Here is a 16,979-nt window from a genome sequence, read left to right as displayed (position 1 = left end):
CTCTCTATCTTGGGAAATATTTTTTATAATCTTTTTGTAAATGTTCCATAGTCACATGCGTATAAATTTGAGTCGTTGACAGACTGGAATGTCCCAACAACTCCTGCACAGTTCTTAAATCAGCCCCATGCTCTAACATATGCGTCGCAAAAGTGTGACGAATCATATGAGGATGAATATCAGAAGTTAAACTAGTCTTCTTAATAATTCGATCCAGAATATATGAAATCCCACGACTCGTTAAATTGCCACCACGACTATTTACAAAAACAAATTGATGATCCTGATGATTTTTCTCCATCAAGATTTTACGACCAGACTCAAAGTACTTTTCTAATGCCTTTTGAGCAAAACTGCCGAAAGGTACGTAACGATCTTTATCGCCTTTTCCGTGAATCAAAACAATTCCATTAGAGAAGTCTAGCTGGTCTAGTAATAGATTAGCACACTCACTAACTCGCATGCCAGTGGCATAGAGCAATTCTAACAAAGCTGAATTTCTCTGTGAAAGTGGGTCATCCCCGCGGACCGCATCGAATAATTGTTGCATTTCTTTCTCATAAAAAAATCGGGGCAACTTTCTTCCTTTATGGCGTAATTGAACTAAATCAAAGGGATTAGCTTGGACAAATTCATTGCGAACCAAAAAATTATAAAACGAACGTAAAGCTGAAATCCTTCGTGCTACCGTCTCGTCAGCGTAATTTTTCTCATCCATATACGTCAAAAACGTTTCAACATCGATTCGATTAACTTTGGTAAAACCTTTAAAACCACCATTTTGGTCTAAAAAAGAAACAAAATTATCTATATCTTCTAAATAAGACTTTTTTGTTTCTTCCGAGTAGTGATGGTTAACCATTAAATTATCAACAAATTTATCGATTAACTCTTTTTCTATCATTTATTTTTGAATATCCTCTTCATAATCTCCATTTGGACAGATTACTTGACGACCACCCTTAACTTTCTTTTCAACTAAGTAGTGACCATCTTTTGGACAATCACGATTAATTGGCTTATCCCATGAAACGAAATCACAGTCAGGGTATCTTGAACAACCGTAGAAAATACGATTCTTCTTAGATTTACGTTCGATAACTTGTCCTTTCTTACACTTAGGACAAACTACACCAATTTCTTTAACGATTGGCTTTGTGTTGCGACAAGCTGGGAAACGAGAACAAGCATAAAACTTACCGTAACGGCCCATCTTGATAACCATTGGTGCGCCACAGATATCACAATCCATACCTGCTGGCTCATCTTTGATCTGAACTTTTTCAATCTTATCTTCAGCTGATTCCAATTCTTTGGCAAAAGGCTTGTAATAACGGTCAACAACTTTGACCCAGTCTTCCTTGCCTTCTTCAATATGATCCAGTTCGTCTTCTAGATTAGCCGTAAAATCGATATTAACGATATCTGGGAAGTAAGCTTGAATCAAGTTATCGACGATTTCACCTAATTCAGTTGGTTCAAAGCTCTTTCCGTTCAATTTAACGTAGTAACGACGTTGGATCGTATCGATTGTTGGTGCATAAGTTGATGGACGACCAACACCATTTTCTTCAAGTGCTTTGACCAATGAAGCTTCAGTAAATCTTGCAGGTGGTTGTGTGAAGTGTTGAGCGGGATCGTTTGATTGAAGTTTAGCAGTGTCACCTTCAGCTAAGTCAGGTAAGATGTTATCCTTACGAGCTTTATCAGCAGCGCTTTGGTAAACCTTGCGGTAACCTTCAAACTTGATCTTAGAACCATTAGCTCTAAACATAACGCCATTTTGTGACAAATCAACTGTCATTGTATCAAAAACAGCTGGCGTCATTTGACTAGCAACGAATCTTGACCAAATCAAACTGTACAAACGGAATTGGTCACGACTCAAGATATCTTTTAGTGAAGCAGGTGTTCTAAAGACTGATGATGGACGAATAGCTTCGTGGGCATCTTGAGCACCTTCTTGGTTTTTATCCTTACGTTCTTTAATAATGGCAAAAGGTTCACCGTATTCTTCATGAATGAATTTTGAAGCTTCTGCCTCAGCAACCTTAGAAATACGTTTGGAATCGGTACGCATATAAGTGATTAAACCAACAGTACCTTCTTTACGTCCCAAGTTGATTCCTTCATACAATTGTTGAGCAATCATCATGGTCTTTCTCGTCTTGAAGTTCAAACGCTTATTGGCTTCTTGTTGCAAAGAACTAGTTGTAAATGGTGCAGCTGGCATACGTTTACGTTCTTTTTTAGTTACCTTGTCGATTGAGAAATCTTTTTTCTTATCAACACGACTAAGCACATCTTTAACTTCATCATTATTCTTTAATTCGACTTTTTTACCGTTAAGTCCATAGAAGTTAGCCTTGAACTTATCTTTATCATGTTTAAAAATCGATTCGATCGTCCAATATTCTTGAGGAACGAACTTCTTGATTTCATTTTCACGCTCAATCACTAGTTTCAAAGCGATTGATTGCACACGTCCGGCACTAAGGCCTTTTTTAACTTTTGCCCAAAGAATTGGGGAAATTGAATAACCAACCAAACGATCTAAAACTCGACGAGCTTGTTGAGCATCAACTAAGTTCATATCGATCGAACGTGGCGTTTTAAATGCTTGTTTAACGGTATCTTTGGTAATTTCATTGAAGACAACGCGGTTCTTGTCATCGTCGTCTAAACCTAATAAATGTGAAACATGCCAGGCGATAGCTTCTCCTTCACGATCCGGATCGGCTGCCAGATAAACTCGTTTGGCCTTTTTTGCCTCTTTCTTTAAATCTTTAATTACTGGACCTTTACCACGAATGGAAATATATTTTGGTTCATAGTCATGATCGATATCAACACCCATTTGACTCTTAGGTAGATCCCTCACATGTCCTAAACTAGCAACAACGTGATAATTACGTCCCAAGTACTTTTCAATTGTTTTTGCTTTTGAGGGTGATTCAACGATCACCAAATTCTTCTGCTTTGTTGATGGCACGTAAAGTGCTCCTTTCCAATGGATCAGTTAAAACTGACAATATATTAATCACAGATTTTTAATTTGTCAATTTAAAAGATGAAATATTTTTTAAATAAACACCTTTTATAAATTATCAAAATCGATCAACGGTGTCGCGCCCTGCTCAATTAAACTATTACAACCACGCGATAATTCACTGTCGATCCGACCTGGCAAAGCCAAAACTTCGCGACCGTTTTCTAAAGCTAAATCAACAGTAATCATTGACCCACTTTTTAATTTAGCTTCTGTCACAATAATTTTTTGACTTAGACCCGCAATAATGCGATTACGTTGTGGAAAATGCCATGGTTCTATCGAATCACCAACTGGATATTCAGTGATCAATAATCCATTTTTAGCAATTTCTCGTTGCAAATGGCGATTCTTGCTTGGAAATGCTTGATTTAAACTGCTTCCAAGTACGGCAATAGTTTTACCATACACTAAAGCTTCTTCATTTGCCATCGAATCTGCCCCATTTGCTAAACCGCTCACAATAGTATAACGATTTACCAAACGTGGGACAAGAGTACTAATGCAACGAAAACTGTAATTTGTCGCTTCTCTTGAGCCAATAATTGCCACGCATTCAGTTCTAAGTAAAGCAATATTTCCTTCAAAAAACAAGAGTGCTGGCGGATTATAAATAGTTCGCAAGCTTTGCGGATATTCTTCATCTAAATAATTGATTGCTTTAACATTCATGCAATCTTGACCCTCTAATAATAGTAGAAACTGGTTTAATTTGTCCAACCCCCACTCCTTTTCCAGCATTAGACGAGTCTGTAATTCAAGATTATCACTTTTCAATGATATTTTTATAATTTTTAAGAGAATTTGATTAGAAACCATCCCTGTCATACGACATTTCACTAAAAATTCTGTCAATTCAGTCATAATAAAAACACCACTCCTTTTAATCAAAATTACGAAGTGATGTTTTATTTTAATACAATTTATTAACTTTTTTTACTGGAGAAAAACTTAAACGATGAATTTTTGTCCGACCAAATTTATCTAGGGCTTGCAAATGTTGCTTAGTTCCATAACCATCATTATTCCCAAAGCCAAATTCAGGATACAAATGGCTATACATCGTCATCAAACGGTCTCGACTAACCTTAGCAATGATACTTGCTGCACCAATACTTAAGGATTTAGCATCCCCTTTGATCAATTTAGTTTGAGGAATATCAACTGGTATAGTCATTGCATCGACTAAAATATGGTTTGGCTTTGCGTACAAACGCTTGATTGATTGTGCCATAGTCAGTTCAGTCGCATGATAAATATTTTCCTGATCAATCAATTGTGGAGAACCCACCGCGACGCTGATATCAATCGCTTGATCACAAATTTGCTTATACAATTCAGCCCGTTTTGAAATCGATAATTTTTTAGAATCATCAACTTCATATAAAGTGTTATCCGGTGGCAAAATCACAGCAGCAGTCACAACTGGTCCAGCTAATGGTCCACGTCCAACTTCATCGACACCGGCCACTAACAAATCGTGGTCCCAATAAGGCTTTTCCAAAAATTCTTTCGAATGAAATTTCTCAATCAAAGCTTTTTTTTGCTCAATTTTTTTATAATATTGCTCTAATAACTTTTTAACACCCGCACGAGAATCCAGTTGCAATTCTTCTAGGAGTTCATTAGAAACGTCTCCTTGGCTCAATAACTCTTTGACTGCTTTGACAGTATACTTATTCTTCATAAAACTCCCCAGGGATGTCGAATGTCAAACGACCTAATTTCAATTTGCGAACATCGTCGATAATTCTTCTAGATGCACGATCGTAATCTTCTTTGTATCCAAATTTCTTAGTTAAATTCATCAACAACTCTGGTGTCGTATGGTTGAAAATATCAGCATTAGTCAATCCATAGCTTTCCTGTAATTGGTCCATATAATGCGTTTCCATGAAGTTTAAAGCATAAATAGCCACATCATCAGGAGCGTAGATTTTATCCTTGATAGCGCCTGAGAGAGCCAATTTCATCCCTACTTTGGGATCATCGATCTTAGGCCAAAGAATTCCCGGCGTATCCAATAAATCGATACCAATATTAGTCTTCAGCCAATTTTGATTTTTAGTAACGCCAGGTTTATTGCCGGTCACAGCCACGTTCTTGCCAACTAGTCGATTTAAAATCGTTGACTTACCAACATTAGGAATTCCAATGCACATCGCCTTGATACGATAATTTTGTACGCCATTATTTTCATAACGTTGAATTTTTTCAGACAATTCAGAACGAATCATCGACTTGATCTTGTTCATACCTTTAGTGTGCTTGGCATCGATTTCGATAGAATTAGTGCCCTCTTGTTCAAAATTCAATTTCCAATCAGCTGTGATCTTAGGATCAGCCAAGTCGGACTTATTTAGAATAATTATGTGTTTCTTTTGGTCAATGATTTGTTCCAAAACTGGATTTCTGGACGAAAAAGGCAATCTCGCATCAACGATTTCAAGTACGATGTCAACTAGTTTTAGTCGATCCTGCACCTGATTTTTTGCCTTGTTCATATGTCCTGGATACCACTGTAATGCCATTACCATCACCCTTTTTCTGTCATTTATTTCTTATCTATTTCTTGATACTTTTGGTAGGCTTCATCAAAAATCGTCATACTTGGTAGATAGCCTGCATTCAACTCCAAATATTCAGAAAGCTTTTGATAATTTTCTTCATGTTTTGGAAAGGAAGAGTCACGAAAAGCATTATTCGCAAATTCTGCTTCTGGTTCGACACTTTCCGAATTGCGAAGAGTCATTAAAAACTCATAAAAACTGCGTCTCATTTTTACTCCTTCCTATTGATTATCAGTAATTTTAGTATTCATTACTTCAAAGGACAACTTATTATTTTTCAAATCAATGTTCTTAGCACGAATACCGTAACCTTCTTTGGTAGTGAACTTAGTAAATTTCAACAAGATGGTCTTGTCTTTACCATCGATACTGACCCAATTAGGTGTTTTAAAGCTATTCTTAATATAATTCATTACAAAAGAAATTGGTAATGATAAATCACCGATTTTCATTTTTTTCGCTTTGAGCAACACGTCACCATTTGTTTTAGCATAAGGTTGCATCAAAATTGTGAAATTGATTTTAGCACCTAGGAATTTGACATCACCCGTCAATTCAGCATCTTTTTTCAAAATCAACTGATAATCAGTTTTGCCATCGTTCAAAGTATTTTTCAAATAGTATTGCGCCATCTTATTGGCTTCTTGTTTCGTCATATTGACTGTGAAAACTTTAGCATCTTGATCAATTATTTTTGAAGAAACTTGATAGTTATCTCTTGGTGAACTAAAGACTTTGGTTCCGATAAATCCTAATCCTACGACGATAATTGCTACTAAAGCGATAAATGCATATTTCCAATAATTTTTCTTCATTACTTGTAAAGCCACTCTTTCTTAGTCCCATTTACTTGCTCAAAAATTTTTTCTGTCATCATATCATAACCGGTTCCATTGGGATGGAAGTGGTCTTTCTTGTAAAGATATGGATTGACACCCGTTTTTTGAACTTTTTTCTTGATATTCTTAGGTTGATACAAATCATTAATGTCCACAAAATGAGTATCATTAAAATTACTTGCCACTTTAGCAGAAGCCTTGTTCCAGTTAATAAAAGCTGTTTTGGCGTTTTTGACATTTGACAAATAAATACTAAATGGGTTGTAAATTCCAATTAAATAAATTGGTGCTGTTTTGTTGTAACTCCGTAAATCAGTCAACAATTTAGTTAAACGTTTATCAAATTGCACTTGTTCATCAGCAATGTCTCCAGCTGTTAGATCTAAGCCTTTTCTTTGCAACATGTGCATGAAGTCATTACCGCCAACAGTTACCGTGATAATATCAGCCTTAGGTAAATCTTGATGCATTTTTTGGTCATTTTTGATTCGAGTCATGATTTGACTACTAGTATCACCAGAAACCCCATAATTATGAGATTGTGTTTTGACATTATACTTATTTTGAACTTTCTTAGTCAAACGAGTAACGTAGCCACCACCAACTGATTTAGAATCTCCGACTCCTTGTGTCAATGAATCTCCAACAGCTACAATATCGATACTTTTCTTTTTAGGAATAACTTTGATTTTAGGTTTAGTTTCTTTAGTAGTTTTTGTTTCGACTATTTGTTGTTTGTTGTTATGGACAAAATAGTAAGTTCCGCCACTAACAGCAATCAACAAAATAATTATTACAATAATCCAAATACTTTTTTTCTTCATTTATATATAATCCATCTTTCAAAAAAAAGCTGATGCATTCATCAGCTTTTACTCTGTATAAAATTCAATTGCGAAAGCACCTGATCCAGCATGAGTTGCGATTACTGGACTAGTAACACGAATCAACAACGGCACATTCGGTACGATTTCGGCAAGTTTCTCTTTTAATTCATTGACATAATCCATTTTATCAACGTAAGAAATTCCAATAGCTTTGATATTCTTCAAGCCTTTTATCTCTTCTATGACGTTGTCCATGTATTTTTCGATTGTCTTTCGACCACGACCACGTTTAGCGATGCTTAAAGTATTATTTTTAACTATCAAAACTAGATTGATATTCAAGATTGTCGACAAAGTTCCGGCAAAACGACTCAATCGACCACCACGCAAGATGTTTTCAATACTAGTTACACCCATATATAAATAAGTGTGTTCACGTACTTCATCCAAAGCTGTCTTGATTTCAGCAACTGACTTGCCCTCTTGAGCCAATTGTGCTGCCTTGATAACTTGGAATCCTTGGGCACGGTCGGTAAACTCTGTATCAATTACTTCTACGTTTCGATCACTCATGTCAGCCACTTGTCTAGCTGCATTGATTGTACCACTGATTGAAGGTGTCATCATCAACAACAAGATATCCGTATAGTCTGCTGGTACTTTATCGATTACTTCCATAAAGGTACCGATTGAAGGTTGTGATGTTTTAGGTAAATCTTTTGAGGAATCCATTTCTTCAACAAATTTCTCACGAGTAATATTTACACCATCTACGTATGTCTTTTCGTCAATACTGATCGTTAAAGGGACAATACTGATATCATATTTCTCGATTTCTTCTGGAGTTAATTGTACCGATGAATCGGCAATAATTTTTACTTTGCTCATTTTATCCCTCTTTCATAGGGTCTTAGTTCCTAATTAATTTAATTATACCAAACTTGTTCTCAGTAAATTATCAATATCATGTATTTTAATTAATATTTATATACAAAACAATGGCTGTTTTTAATTATACTAAAGATTGTCGTTGTCTGAAAAGTCTTTAGATGTATATAATGTTTACGTAAACCAAATAATTGAGGTCTTCAAAATGTCAAAAAAAACTAATTTTACTCGAACTTATTTGATAACTGATCAAGTATTTAGTGCTGTTACACACGGTATCGGAATTATTTTAGCAATAATTGGATCAGTTTTCTTATTGATTAAGGGATTCCACCAAGGAAATCCTCTCAATATTACTGCCTATTTCATTTACGCATTCACTTTATTTTTCTTATATCTCAGTTCAACCTTGTTCCACAGTCTTTATTTCACGAAAGCCAAAGGCGTTTTTCAAATTTTTGATCATAGTTCAATTTTTCTAATGATTGCAGGAACTTATACGCCATACTGTTTAATCGCCTTACATTCAGCCTTTGGTTACGGAATTTTAGCTTTCATCTGGCTATTAGCTATCGGCGGCATCCTCTACAAAATCTTCAATGTTGGTAAATTCAAATATTTTGAAACTTTACTCTACGTCTTAATGGGTTGGGCCATCATCATTGCAATGAAACCACTCTATCAAACTATCGGTGCAACTGGTATTTGGCTCTTGGTGGCCGGAGGCGTCGCTTTTACATTAGGAGCTTGTTTATATCTAATGAAAAATCTTAAATATATTCACGTCATTTGGCACATCTTCGTCATGATTGGAACTGCATTAATGTACTTTTCAGTTTACTTCTTTGTTAATTAATTCTTTGATAAGTCTCGAAGGTATATGGATAAATATTATTTTTATCCATGATGCCTTCTTTTTTTTCAATTAATTTAAATTGGCTGTAATCTAAATCAACCATCTTTGTATCGCCGACAAATTCATGGTCGATGCGTGTTAAATACAAACGATCCACAATATCTTCAAACAATTTAAAAATTCCAGCACCGCCAATGACCATAACCTCATCATCTGGTTTGACGACGTTTTTTAGTTGTTCTCTATTTGAAATTAAAACTACGCCTTCTGGCACCTGATAATCAGAATTTCTAGAAATAACAATATTTAATCTCTTTGGCAAAGGACCATTGGGGAAACTCTCAAAAGTTTTGCGTCCCATAACGATAGGATGATTAGTCGTAACATCTTTAAAGCGCTTCATATCATTAGGCAATTTCCATGGTAAATGTCCATCAACACCAATTACGTGGTTCTTATCTTCAGCCCAAACAAAACTGATCATTTTCTCACCCCTAGACAGCAACCGGAGCTTTGATAGCTGGTTGCGGATTATAATTATCGACACGAATATCTTTGACATCTAAATCAAAAATACTTTTATCGCTATTGATTTCAAGACTTGGTCCGGCAACAGGTTTACGGCTCAATTGTTCTTTTACTTGTTCAAGGTGATTAGAATAAATGTGAGCATCACCCAAAGTATGAACGAATTCACCAACTTCTAAACCAGTTTCTCGAGCTATTAGATGCGTCAATAAAGCGTAGCTGGCTATATTAAAAGGTACACCCAAGAATAAATCACCACTACGTTGATACAACTGACAAGAGAGTTTTCCGTCATTAACATAAAATTGGAACAACGTGTGACAAGGTGGTAAAGCCATTGTTGGCACATCTTCTGGATTCCAAGCACTGACAATGAGACGTCTTGAATCCGGCGTCTTTTTTATTTGGTCGATGACACCGGCAATTTGATCAATAAAACCACCATCGCGTTTTTGCCAATGACGCCATTGAGCACCATAGACATCCCCAAGGTTACCAAATTTTTGAGCAAAGGCATCGTCTGTTAAAATATTTTGATCAAATTTCTTTTTTTCAACTTGATATTTTTGATTGAAGTCTTCATCTACTAAATGACGACGACCAAAATCGGTCATATCTGGTCCCTTATAATCGGAACTTTCAATATAGTTTTTAAAAGCCCACTCATCCCAAATGTGATTCTTGTGTTCTAACAAATATCTAATATTAGTATCGCCATGCAAGAACCACAATAATTCGCTTTTAATTAAACCAAAGGGAATTTTCTTAGTTGTCAAAAGTGGAAATGACTCTTGTAAATCAAATCGCATTTGATAGCCAAAAGTACTGATCGTTCCAGTTCCCGTTCGGTCGCTCTTCTTGTGCCCGTGGTCTAAAACGTATTGTAAAAGATCCAAATATTGCTGTTCGTTATGCATAGTTTCCTCCTAGATATATTGTCCTAAATATTCCCAACGATCCATTAATTTATCAGATTCAGCAGTCTTTTCATCCAGTTGCTTTTGGAAATCCATCAAATCTTCATAACCATTCTTGGGATCATTCAATTGTTCTTTTAACTTAGCCATTTCATCATCGAGTTTTTCGATTTTTGGCTCCAATTTATCGAATTCAATTTGTTCAGCGTAAGTCAACTTAGTCTTTTCTGCCGGTTTACTCTGAGCTTCTTTTTCTTTAGCCTCATCATGTTTTTGAGCTTTTACTTCATGATGTTGAGCCTGTTTTTTCTCAGTTTCTTTTTGAAGATAGCCAGAGTATGAATCATAGCTTTCTTCAATCTCGCCTTGACCTTCAAAGATCAATAATTTATGAGCAACTTTATCCAAGAAATAACGGTCATGGGAAACTGCCATAACTGTTCCCTTAAAGTTTTCCAAGTAATTTTCTAGAATCGTCAAAGTTTCAATATCCAAGTTATTTGTCGGTTCATCTAGCAATAAGACGTTGGGCTGATCCATCAAAATAGCTAATAAGTACAAACGACGCTTTTCACCACCGGACAACTCACGAATGAAAGCTCCTTGCATTTGGTGATCAAATTTGAAAGTATCAAGCATTTGCGACGCTGACATATGCGTACCATCAGTGTTCTTAGCGCCTTGTCCAATGGATTCGAGGTATCTAATAACTCGTTTGTCTGGGTCCATATCGCGTGTATGCTGCGTGTAATAACCGAGACGAACTGTTTGACCGGTCTTGATTTCACCAGAATCGAGTGGAATTTGTTGAGCAATTGTGTTCAAAAAGGTCGTCTTACCAGAACCATTGGCACCAGTAATTCCGATACGGTCACCTCTAGTTACTAAATAACTAAAATCGTTTAAAATCACATGCTTAGAGAATTTCAAACTAGCATCCTTGATATCAAAGACATCATTACCAAGACGTTGTTGAGCGATATCAATCGACATTTCTTTTTGAACGTCAGGCTTGTTTTGTAAATCTTCTTTTAAGTCGTTGAAACGGTCTTTTCTAGCTTGTTGCTTAGTTCCACGAGCCTTGACACCAGCACGCATCCAATTTAATTCTTGCTTATACAGTTGAGTTTTATGGTGTTGTTCAGAAGCATAAATTTCTTCGTTAGCCGCCTTTTGTTGCAAGTACTTCTCGTAGTTACCGTCATATTCAGTCACATTACGGTTTTCCAATTCAAAAATTCTTGTCGCTACTTCATTTAAGAAATAACGATCGTGGGTTACGAATAAGACTGAACCCTTATATTTGCTCAAATAAGTTTGAAGCCAATCGATAGCTTCATAATCCAAATGGTTTGTTGGCTCATCTAAGATCAGTAAATCAGCTTCAGAAATCAAAGTTTGAGCTAAGGCAACACGTCTTTGTTGACCACCAGACAGTTCCTTGATCTTCTTATCTAATTCTGTGATTCCCAATTTATTCAAAATTGACTTAACATCTGATTCCATTTGCCAAGCTTCAGCTGCATTCATTTTTTCTTGCAACTTAAAAAAGTCATTTTGAATCTTTTGATCAGTCGAATTAGCATTAAATTGAGCCAAGGAGTTTTCGTATTGACGGATCAATTGAAATTTTTCGCCACTACCATTGAAAACAGCATCGATGACTGATGAATTTGCATCCAAGTCTGGTTGCTGCTTGAGATAAGAAATCTTATAATCCTTAGGTTTTTCGATTTCAATCGTATTGAGGTCAGAATTGTTGACAATTCCATCTAGTAAAGTTGTTTTACCAGTCCCATTTAGTCCTAAAAGACCAATTCGATCTCCTTCATTAATTGTAAAAGTAACATTAGTAAAAAGCGTTCTTTCACCAAATGATTTTGATGCATTCGTTATGTTTAAGGTTTTCAATTATTTCACCACTATAAATAAAAAATTCCTCTACCGATGTAGATAGAGGTATTATTGCTGTTCTGTTTTATTTTATCACATGTCAGAAATTAATATTCCTGTAATTGGTCGATGGAATAATACATCTGTTGTTGTCCGCCAAATCGAACCAAAATTTTAGCTCTTTTTTCATCAAAATAAACAACCGCTCCGATTTGGTCTTTCATGGCATCCGTTTGATCAACAATTGTTACCATGCTGCCAATTTTTAAATTCCCCATTATTTTCCTCCAATTAAAAAGCGAGACTTAGTTTTTGGACTAAGGCCTCGCATTTTTTTAAAGATCTTCTTTATAAATGTCGTAAACAGTATTTTCTGGGTCGATAGCAATATAAAGATTACCAGTTTTACTTGAAATAGCTGAAGATTGATAAGCATTATCCAATCCTTCAACATCCTTTTGCTTGAATGGGAAGTAAATTTGCATTGGTTCTTTATCTTGGTCATCCTCAAAGACAATATCACATTTTTCAACGTCTTGATACTTAATAATACGATTGAACATCCCATCAGCCATAGCAGCAGTAGAAACATCTGTATCCTTGATATAATCAGCTTCTGGTAAGATTTCGATTCTAAAACGTTTGCATGGGTGAATCTCTTGCATACGTCCACCCTTGATACGTCCATAACTAGTTGTTACACGCGCAATCCAAACATCACTCATTTCACTGTGACTAACAGTCCAAGTATCATCATTTCTAAAGTAAAACTTAAGTTCTTTAAAAACATGTTTAGTCATATTATCACCCTTTCAATTCTAAAATACTTACTAAATTCATAATAACACAGCATTATTGATTACTTAACAAATAATGTCTCAAATCATCAAAATTATTGGAAACGTTTCCTTCCACGACAGCACGCTCCATTTGTGACATCGATTTACCGATGATTGGTCCCGGTTTTACGTCCAATATTTCACAAACATTCTTACCTGTTAGCTGCAAATCATGACTACTTTTAATAGCAATTTGATCTACTTTTTGCTTTAAATTTGTATAATCAAATTCGATTTGGAACATCTTCGATAACTCAATCGTACGATCCAAATTATCGACTCCAAGCTTATAAATGTTCCAAAGATCAAAATCCTGACTCTCAAAAAGGTGCAATAGATTTAAAGTATTCAAACTAGCTTCACGAGTTTTATTAGAAACCTTCCAATCACGCAAAAAGGCATTGAATTCCTGGTGATTCAAGCTTAAGACGTAGCCGATAGCACTAAAAGCTGCTTCTTCATCGACAAATTCAGTATCCTTGATTTCCAACAACTCTGCTAACTCTAATTTTTGATCCTTAAAACCTGGACAATATTCGCTTAACCCTAACTTAATAAAATCTGCCAGACCAGTTTGCCAATTTTGACTCAACATCATTTTGACAAATTCTTCACGGATACGTTCAATTGCAATTTTAGCTAGTAACGGAGCATTATCTGCAATCGCTTGAGCAGTTTTTTCTTCAATTTTGAAATTCAACTGCGCTTGAAATCTTACTGCTCGCATCATTCTCAAGGCATCTTCGTGAAATCTTTCCTCAGCATGACCGACTGCACGAATAATTTTCTTATCTAAATCCTTTAATCCATCAAATTTATCAATTACTTGACCATCTTTGTCAACGGCTAAGGCATTGATCGTAAAATCACGTCTCTTTAAATCATCGGCTAAAGAGCGTACGAAAGTTACTTTGTCAGGACGACGATAATCCTGATAACCAGATTCAGTTCTAAAGGTAGTGATCTCATACGAATCATCCCCCATTAAGACTGTTACTGTTCCATGTTGGATTCCAGTGTCGACTGTGCGTTTAAAAATCTCTTTGATTTCTTCTGGGTAAGCACTAGTAGCAATATCAACGTCGTGGATCGATAGTCCTAAAATATGATCACGGACACTACCTCCTACAAAATAAGCTTCAAATCCGGCTTGTTCTATTTTTTTTAAAACTGGTAATGCTGCTTGAAAATCTGCAGGAAGTTGTTTGATTTGCATATATTTACCTCACGTATATTAAAAGTCTTTAATTATTATATACCATTAAGCCGAGTTGCCAAATAAACCTCTTTATCTGCGATATAATGAAGTTGATAAGGAAGTGAAAGACTGCTAGAAAAAACAATTTAAAAAACAAAACTTCTAGCATTCATAAGAAATGGTAAATATCATACTTTTAATTTCATTGATTGGATTGTGGATTGGAATTATTGGCAGTATCAACTGGTTGACCTTTTCGGCACTTTTATTAAATTCCGTTGTCTTCATTATTAGTATGGTAGCTGGTAAAGACAAATAATAAGATTCAATAATCACCCTTTAATTATTCAGATACGTTATAATATAAGTTATAGACCAATATAATTAAGGAGTTGATCATTGTGGCTAACGATTTAACGCAACTAACTGCAACCGACTGTTTTGATTATTTTGTAAATCATTTTGAAACACTATACAAAAATGAATCGAAGTATCGTAATCTTGCGGTTTTAGATCCAGATATTACCAATATCGAATTGTACGAGAGTCTCAAAGAACACTTTTTACTGGATGTTTTAAATAATCCAGAATTCAAAGATTACCAAGTTGATTTTGAACGGGGAATCGACGGTGGCGACAATTTTATTATGGTTGCTTTTACCGACCCGACAGACGAGTCAGTCGTGACTGTGGAAATCAATCGTGATGAAACTTCGGAGTCTGTTCTCAATTCCTTTAACAAAGGTATTGAAACGTTACGTTCAACCTTCGCTCCAGAAGTTTATGAAATGAAAACCGAAAATCACGCATAACAAGCATAAAAAAAGAGTCTAGAAATCCTTAATCAGGGGTTCTAGGCTCTTTTGTCCTCTTTGGAGAAAAGTTAAATCATGTTATGATATATATGATCTTATAAAGAAGTGAATCAAATGCATCCGGCAAATGCCACCGTAAAATATTTTTCATTCGAGGAATCAAAGGATTGATACTACCTTTTCACTTGCAAAAAAAGTAAGGAGTATCCTCAATGAAAATTTATTTGGCGACAATTACTGTCTGTGCTTTATTCTTAACCGGTTGTAGTCATAAAACTTCATATATTGACCAAACCGACTTGCAAAAACAACAAATAGTTCTCAAACGAAATAAAAGGAAATGGCGCCAGCAAACAAAACAAGTTGCTTATTCAACCTCATCGGATCAAGAAACCAATCTACCGAAAAATTTATCCTTGACCCAATTAAAGAAGAAAAGTGATTTTCTCATTCAAGGAACGGTTATCGATTTCACCCACAGTAACAAAGAGTCCACAGCAACGTCCATTTACGTCAATCACATTATCAGTGGCTCGGAGGATATCTTAGGAAAAAATATCGACATCAAACTCCCTGGCGGCATTGAACAAAACGTTTATTATCAGTCACTTCAATGTCCACTTCCAAAGTTGGGACAAAAAGTTATCCTCAGATTAGATAAAAATCACAATGAATATGAAGTTTTAGCGCCGAACTCCAATGTTTGGGTTGAAAAGAATCATGAATTCGTGTTGAATAACAAAGAAATTCGCCAAGAACCGCATCTAAAAGAAATCACTAAACAACTAAATCAAGCAATCCCTTATCGTTATACGGATCTTTGCTAAAACAAAAGCTGTCTTGAAATCAAATCAAGACAGCTTTTTTAACTTTGAAATTCAAGGCCGCACCAATCAAATTGGCATCATTGTGATAATACGCAGGGATAATTTTGGGAACTAATTTAATATCGGCTACTCGCTGAACTAATCTTTGAGCAGCTTCATTCAAATTATTGATGAAAGCTTGATTACTCGAAACGCCACCGCCAATGATAAAAGCCTCAGGATCAACGACAAATTGTAAATTAAAAATTGCTCGAGCTAAATTATCATACAACTTCAGTGCGTACTTTTGAGCAGTTGAATCACCCTTTTGAGCCATTGCTAGAATTTCTTTTCCAGTGTAATTAGTCTTATATGCTTGATTGTAATGTTGAGCCATTCTCACTGCAGTACCAACTAGACTGAGACGTTGATCGGTTTGACCTAGCATCATCCCAAATTCTCCACCTAGTAAATGCTGACCATGAACTAATTGCCGATTAATAACAACAGCCCCACCAACTCCGGTTCCAATCACTAACATGACGATATTTTGCATGTTGACGGCCATTCCACTATTAATTTCAGCTAAGGCTGCACAATTGGCGTCATTTTCCATTGAAACTGGCAAATTCAAACGTTTTTCCAAAGCGGCTTCAATTGGAAAATTATGGATATACGGCAAGGCGCTAATGCCACCAATAATCCCTGTTTGTTGATTGACAGCTCCTGGAATACTCAAAGCTACCCCGGCAATCTTGGTTCGATCATACCTTTTTACTACATTCTCAATTACTGTATAAAATGTTGCTAAATTCTTTGGTGTCGCAACCGCACTCTTATTAGTTAAAACTTGTTTCGATTCATCAAATAAAGCGTGTTTAATCGTTGTTCCACCAACATCAATTGTTATTATTGGTTTCATATCTACCATCCAGAAAATAAATTAAGCGTTTT

19 protein-coding genes are annotated in these 16,979 nt (G+C 35.7%); 3 read left to right on the top strand and 16 right to left on the bottom strand.

From position 1 onward, the window contains the following. Positions 1-4: 4 nt before the first annotated feature. The 9 genes from xerC to G6534_RS04735 form a co-directional block, all read right to left on the bottom strand. The gene (gene xerC / locus G6534_RS04775) at positions 5-904 is read right to left on the bottom strand and encodes a tyrosine recombinase XerC (protein ID WP_182083197.1); all 900 of its coding nucleotides are present in this window, start codon (positions 902-904) and stop codon (positions 5-7) included. After that, positions 905-2,992: a type I DNA topoisomerase gene (gene topA, locus G6534_RS04770; RefSeq protein ID WP_182083196.1), complete on the bottom strand. Its 2,088-nt coding sequence runs from the start codon at positions 2,990-2,992 to the stop codon at positions 905-907. A 105-nt stretch (positions 2,993-3,097) separates the two neighbouring features. Continuing rightward, entirely contained in the window at positions 3,098-3,913 is an 816-nt protein-coding gene (gene dprA, locus G6534_RS04765) for a DNA-processing protein DprA (RefSeq protein WP_059073412.1), read from the bottom strand. A gap of 49 nt (positions 3,914-3,962) precedes the next feature. Continuing rightward, on the bottom strand, positions 3,963-4,736 hold the full coding sequence (locus G6534_RS04760) for a ribonuclease HII (RefSeq protein WP_059073413.1): 774 nt from the start codon (positions 4,734-4,736) through the stop codon (positions 3,963-3,965). Next, the gene (ylqF, locus tag G6534_RS04755) at positions 4,726-5,580 is read right to left on the bottom strand and encodes a ribosome biogenesis GTPase YlqF (protein WP_010019874.1); all 855 of its coding nucleotides are present in this window, start codon (positions 5,578-5,580) and stop codon (positions 4,726-4,728) included. Before ylqF ends, G6534_RS04760 begins: the two co-directional genes overlap by 11 nt. 23 nt (positions 5,581-5,603) lie before the next feature. After that, positions 5,604-5,828 (bottom strand): YozE family protein, encoded by a 225-nt coding sequence (locus tag G6534_RS04750; protein ID WP_059073415.1) that lies wholly within the window; start codon positions 5,826-5,828, stop codon positions 5,604-5,606. Between the two features lie 12 nt (positions 5,829-5,840). Beyond that, positions 5,841-6,434 carry a YpmS family protein gene (locus G6534_RS04745; protein ID WP_238788914.1) on the bottom strand — a complete coding sequence of 198 codons (594 nt, stop codon included), beginning with the start codon at positions 6,432-6,434 and terminating at the stop codon, positions 5,841-5,843. Then, positions 6,434-7,282 (bottom strand): DUF459 domain-containing protein, encoded by an 849-nt coding sequence (locus tag G6534_RS04740; RefSeq protein WP_059073418.1) that lies wholly within the window; start codon positions 7,280-7,282, stop codon positions 6,434-6,436. The genes G6534_RS04745 and G6534_RS04740 overlap by 1 nt, the downstream gene beginning before the upstream one ends. Before the next feature lie 48 nt (positions 7,283-7,330). Beyond that, positions 7,331-8,173 (bottom strand): DegV family protein, encoded by an 843-nt coding sequence (locus tag G6534_RS04735; RefSeq protein ID WP_059073419.1) that lies wholly within the window; start codon positions 8,171-8,173, stop codon positions 7,331-7,333. Between the two features lie 205 nt (positions 8,174-8,378). On the opposite strand from G6534_RS04735, the gene trhA reads away from it, so the two are divergent. Continuing rightward, a complete protein-coding gene (trhA, locus tag G6534_RS04730; RefSeq protein WP_059073420.1) occupies positions 8,379-9,029 on the top strand; it encodes a PAQR family membrane homeostasis protein TrhA in 651 nt (216 codons plus the stop codon). On the opposite strand, the gene G6534_RS04725 is transcribed toward trhA, so the two are convergent. The 6 genes from G6534_RS04725 to G6534_RS04700 form a co-directional block, all read right to left on the bottom strand. Beyond that, positions 9,022-9,513: a dihydrofolate reductase gene (locus tag G6534_RS04725; protein ID WP_182083194.1), complete on the bottom strand. Its 492-nt coding sequence runs from the start codon at positions 9,511-9,513 to the stop codon at positions 9,022-9,024. The two genes, trhA and G6534_RS04725, sit on opposite strands and share 8 nt — an antisense overlap. A 10-nt stretch (positions 9,514-9,523) precedes the next feature. Then, positions 9,524-10,474: a thymidylate synthase gene (locus G6534_RS04720; protein ID WP_059073421.1), complete on the bottom strand. Its 951-nt coding sequence runs from the start codon at positions 10,472-10,474 to the stop codon at positions 9,524-9,526. Positions 10,475-10,483: 9 nt separating this feature from the next. Next, positions 10,484-12,385, bottom strand: a complete 1,902-nt coding sequence (locus G6534_RS04715) for an ABC-F family ATP-binding cassette domain-containing protein (RefSeq protein ID WP_059073422.1) — start codon at positions 12,383-12,385, stop codon at positions 10,484-10,486. 89 nt (positions 12,386-12,474) lie between these two features. Beyond that, complete coding sequence (locus G6534_RS04710) at positions 12,475-12,645, bottom strand: hypothetical protein (RefSeq protein WP_162531835.1); 171 nt, start codon at positions 12,643-12,645, stop codon at positions 12,475-12,477. A gap of 57 nt (positions 12,646-12,702) precedes the next feature. Beyond that, complete coding sequence (locus G6534_RS04705) at positions 12,703-13,167, bottom strand: hypothetical protein (protein WP_059073423.1); 465 nt, start codon at positions 13,165-13,167, stop codon at positions 12,703-12,705. A gap of 52 nt (positions 13,168-13,219) precedes the next feature. Then, on the bottom strand, positions 13,220-14,422 hold the full coding sequence (locus tag G6534_RS04700) for a CCA tRNA nucleotidyltransferase (RefSeq protein WP_059073424.1): 1,203 nt from the start codon (positions 14,420-14,422) through the stop codon (positions 13,220-13,222). Positions 14,423-14,805: 383 nt separating this feature from the next. Here G6534_RS04700 and G6534_RS04695 point away from each other — a divergent pair, with 383 nt between their 5' ends. Together G6534_RS04695 and G6534_RS04690 are read left to right on the top strand one after the other, a co-directional pair. Beyond that, positions 14,806-15,216 (top strand): hypothetical protein, encoded by a 411-nt coding sequence (locus G6534_RS04695; protein WP_059073425.1) that lies wholly within the window; start codon positions 14,806-14,808, stop codon positions 15,214-15,216. Between the two features lie 215 nt (positions 15,217-15,431). Next, the gene (locus G6534_RS04690; RefSeq protein ID WP_059073426.1) at positions 15,432-16,046 is read left to right on the top strand and encodes a hypothetical protein; all 615 of its coding nucleotides are present in this window, start codon (positions 15,432-15,434) and stop codon (positions 16,044-16,046) included. Positions 16,047-16,065: 19 nt separating this feature from the next. Here G6534_RS04690 and G6534_RS04685 read toward each other — a convergent pair whose 3' ends face one another. Beyond that, a complete protein-coding gene (locus G6534_RS04685; protein WP_059073427.1) occupies positions 16,066-16,947 on the bottom strand; it encodes an ROK family protein in 882 nt (293 codons plus the stop codon). Between the last annotated feature and the right edge of the window lie 32 nt (positions 16,948-16,979).

The organism is Companilactobacillus pabuli (genome assembly GCF_014058425.1).
GTDB classification, from domain to species: domain Bacteria; phylum Bacillota; class Bacilli; order Lactobacillales; family Lactobacillaceae; genus Companilactobacillus; species Companilactobacillus pabuli.
The sequence above is the reverse complement of the archived record's forward strand: the minus strand, read 5'-3'. Positions and strand labels throughout refer to the sequence as shown.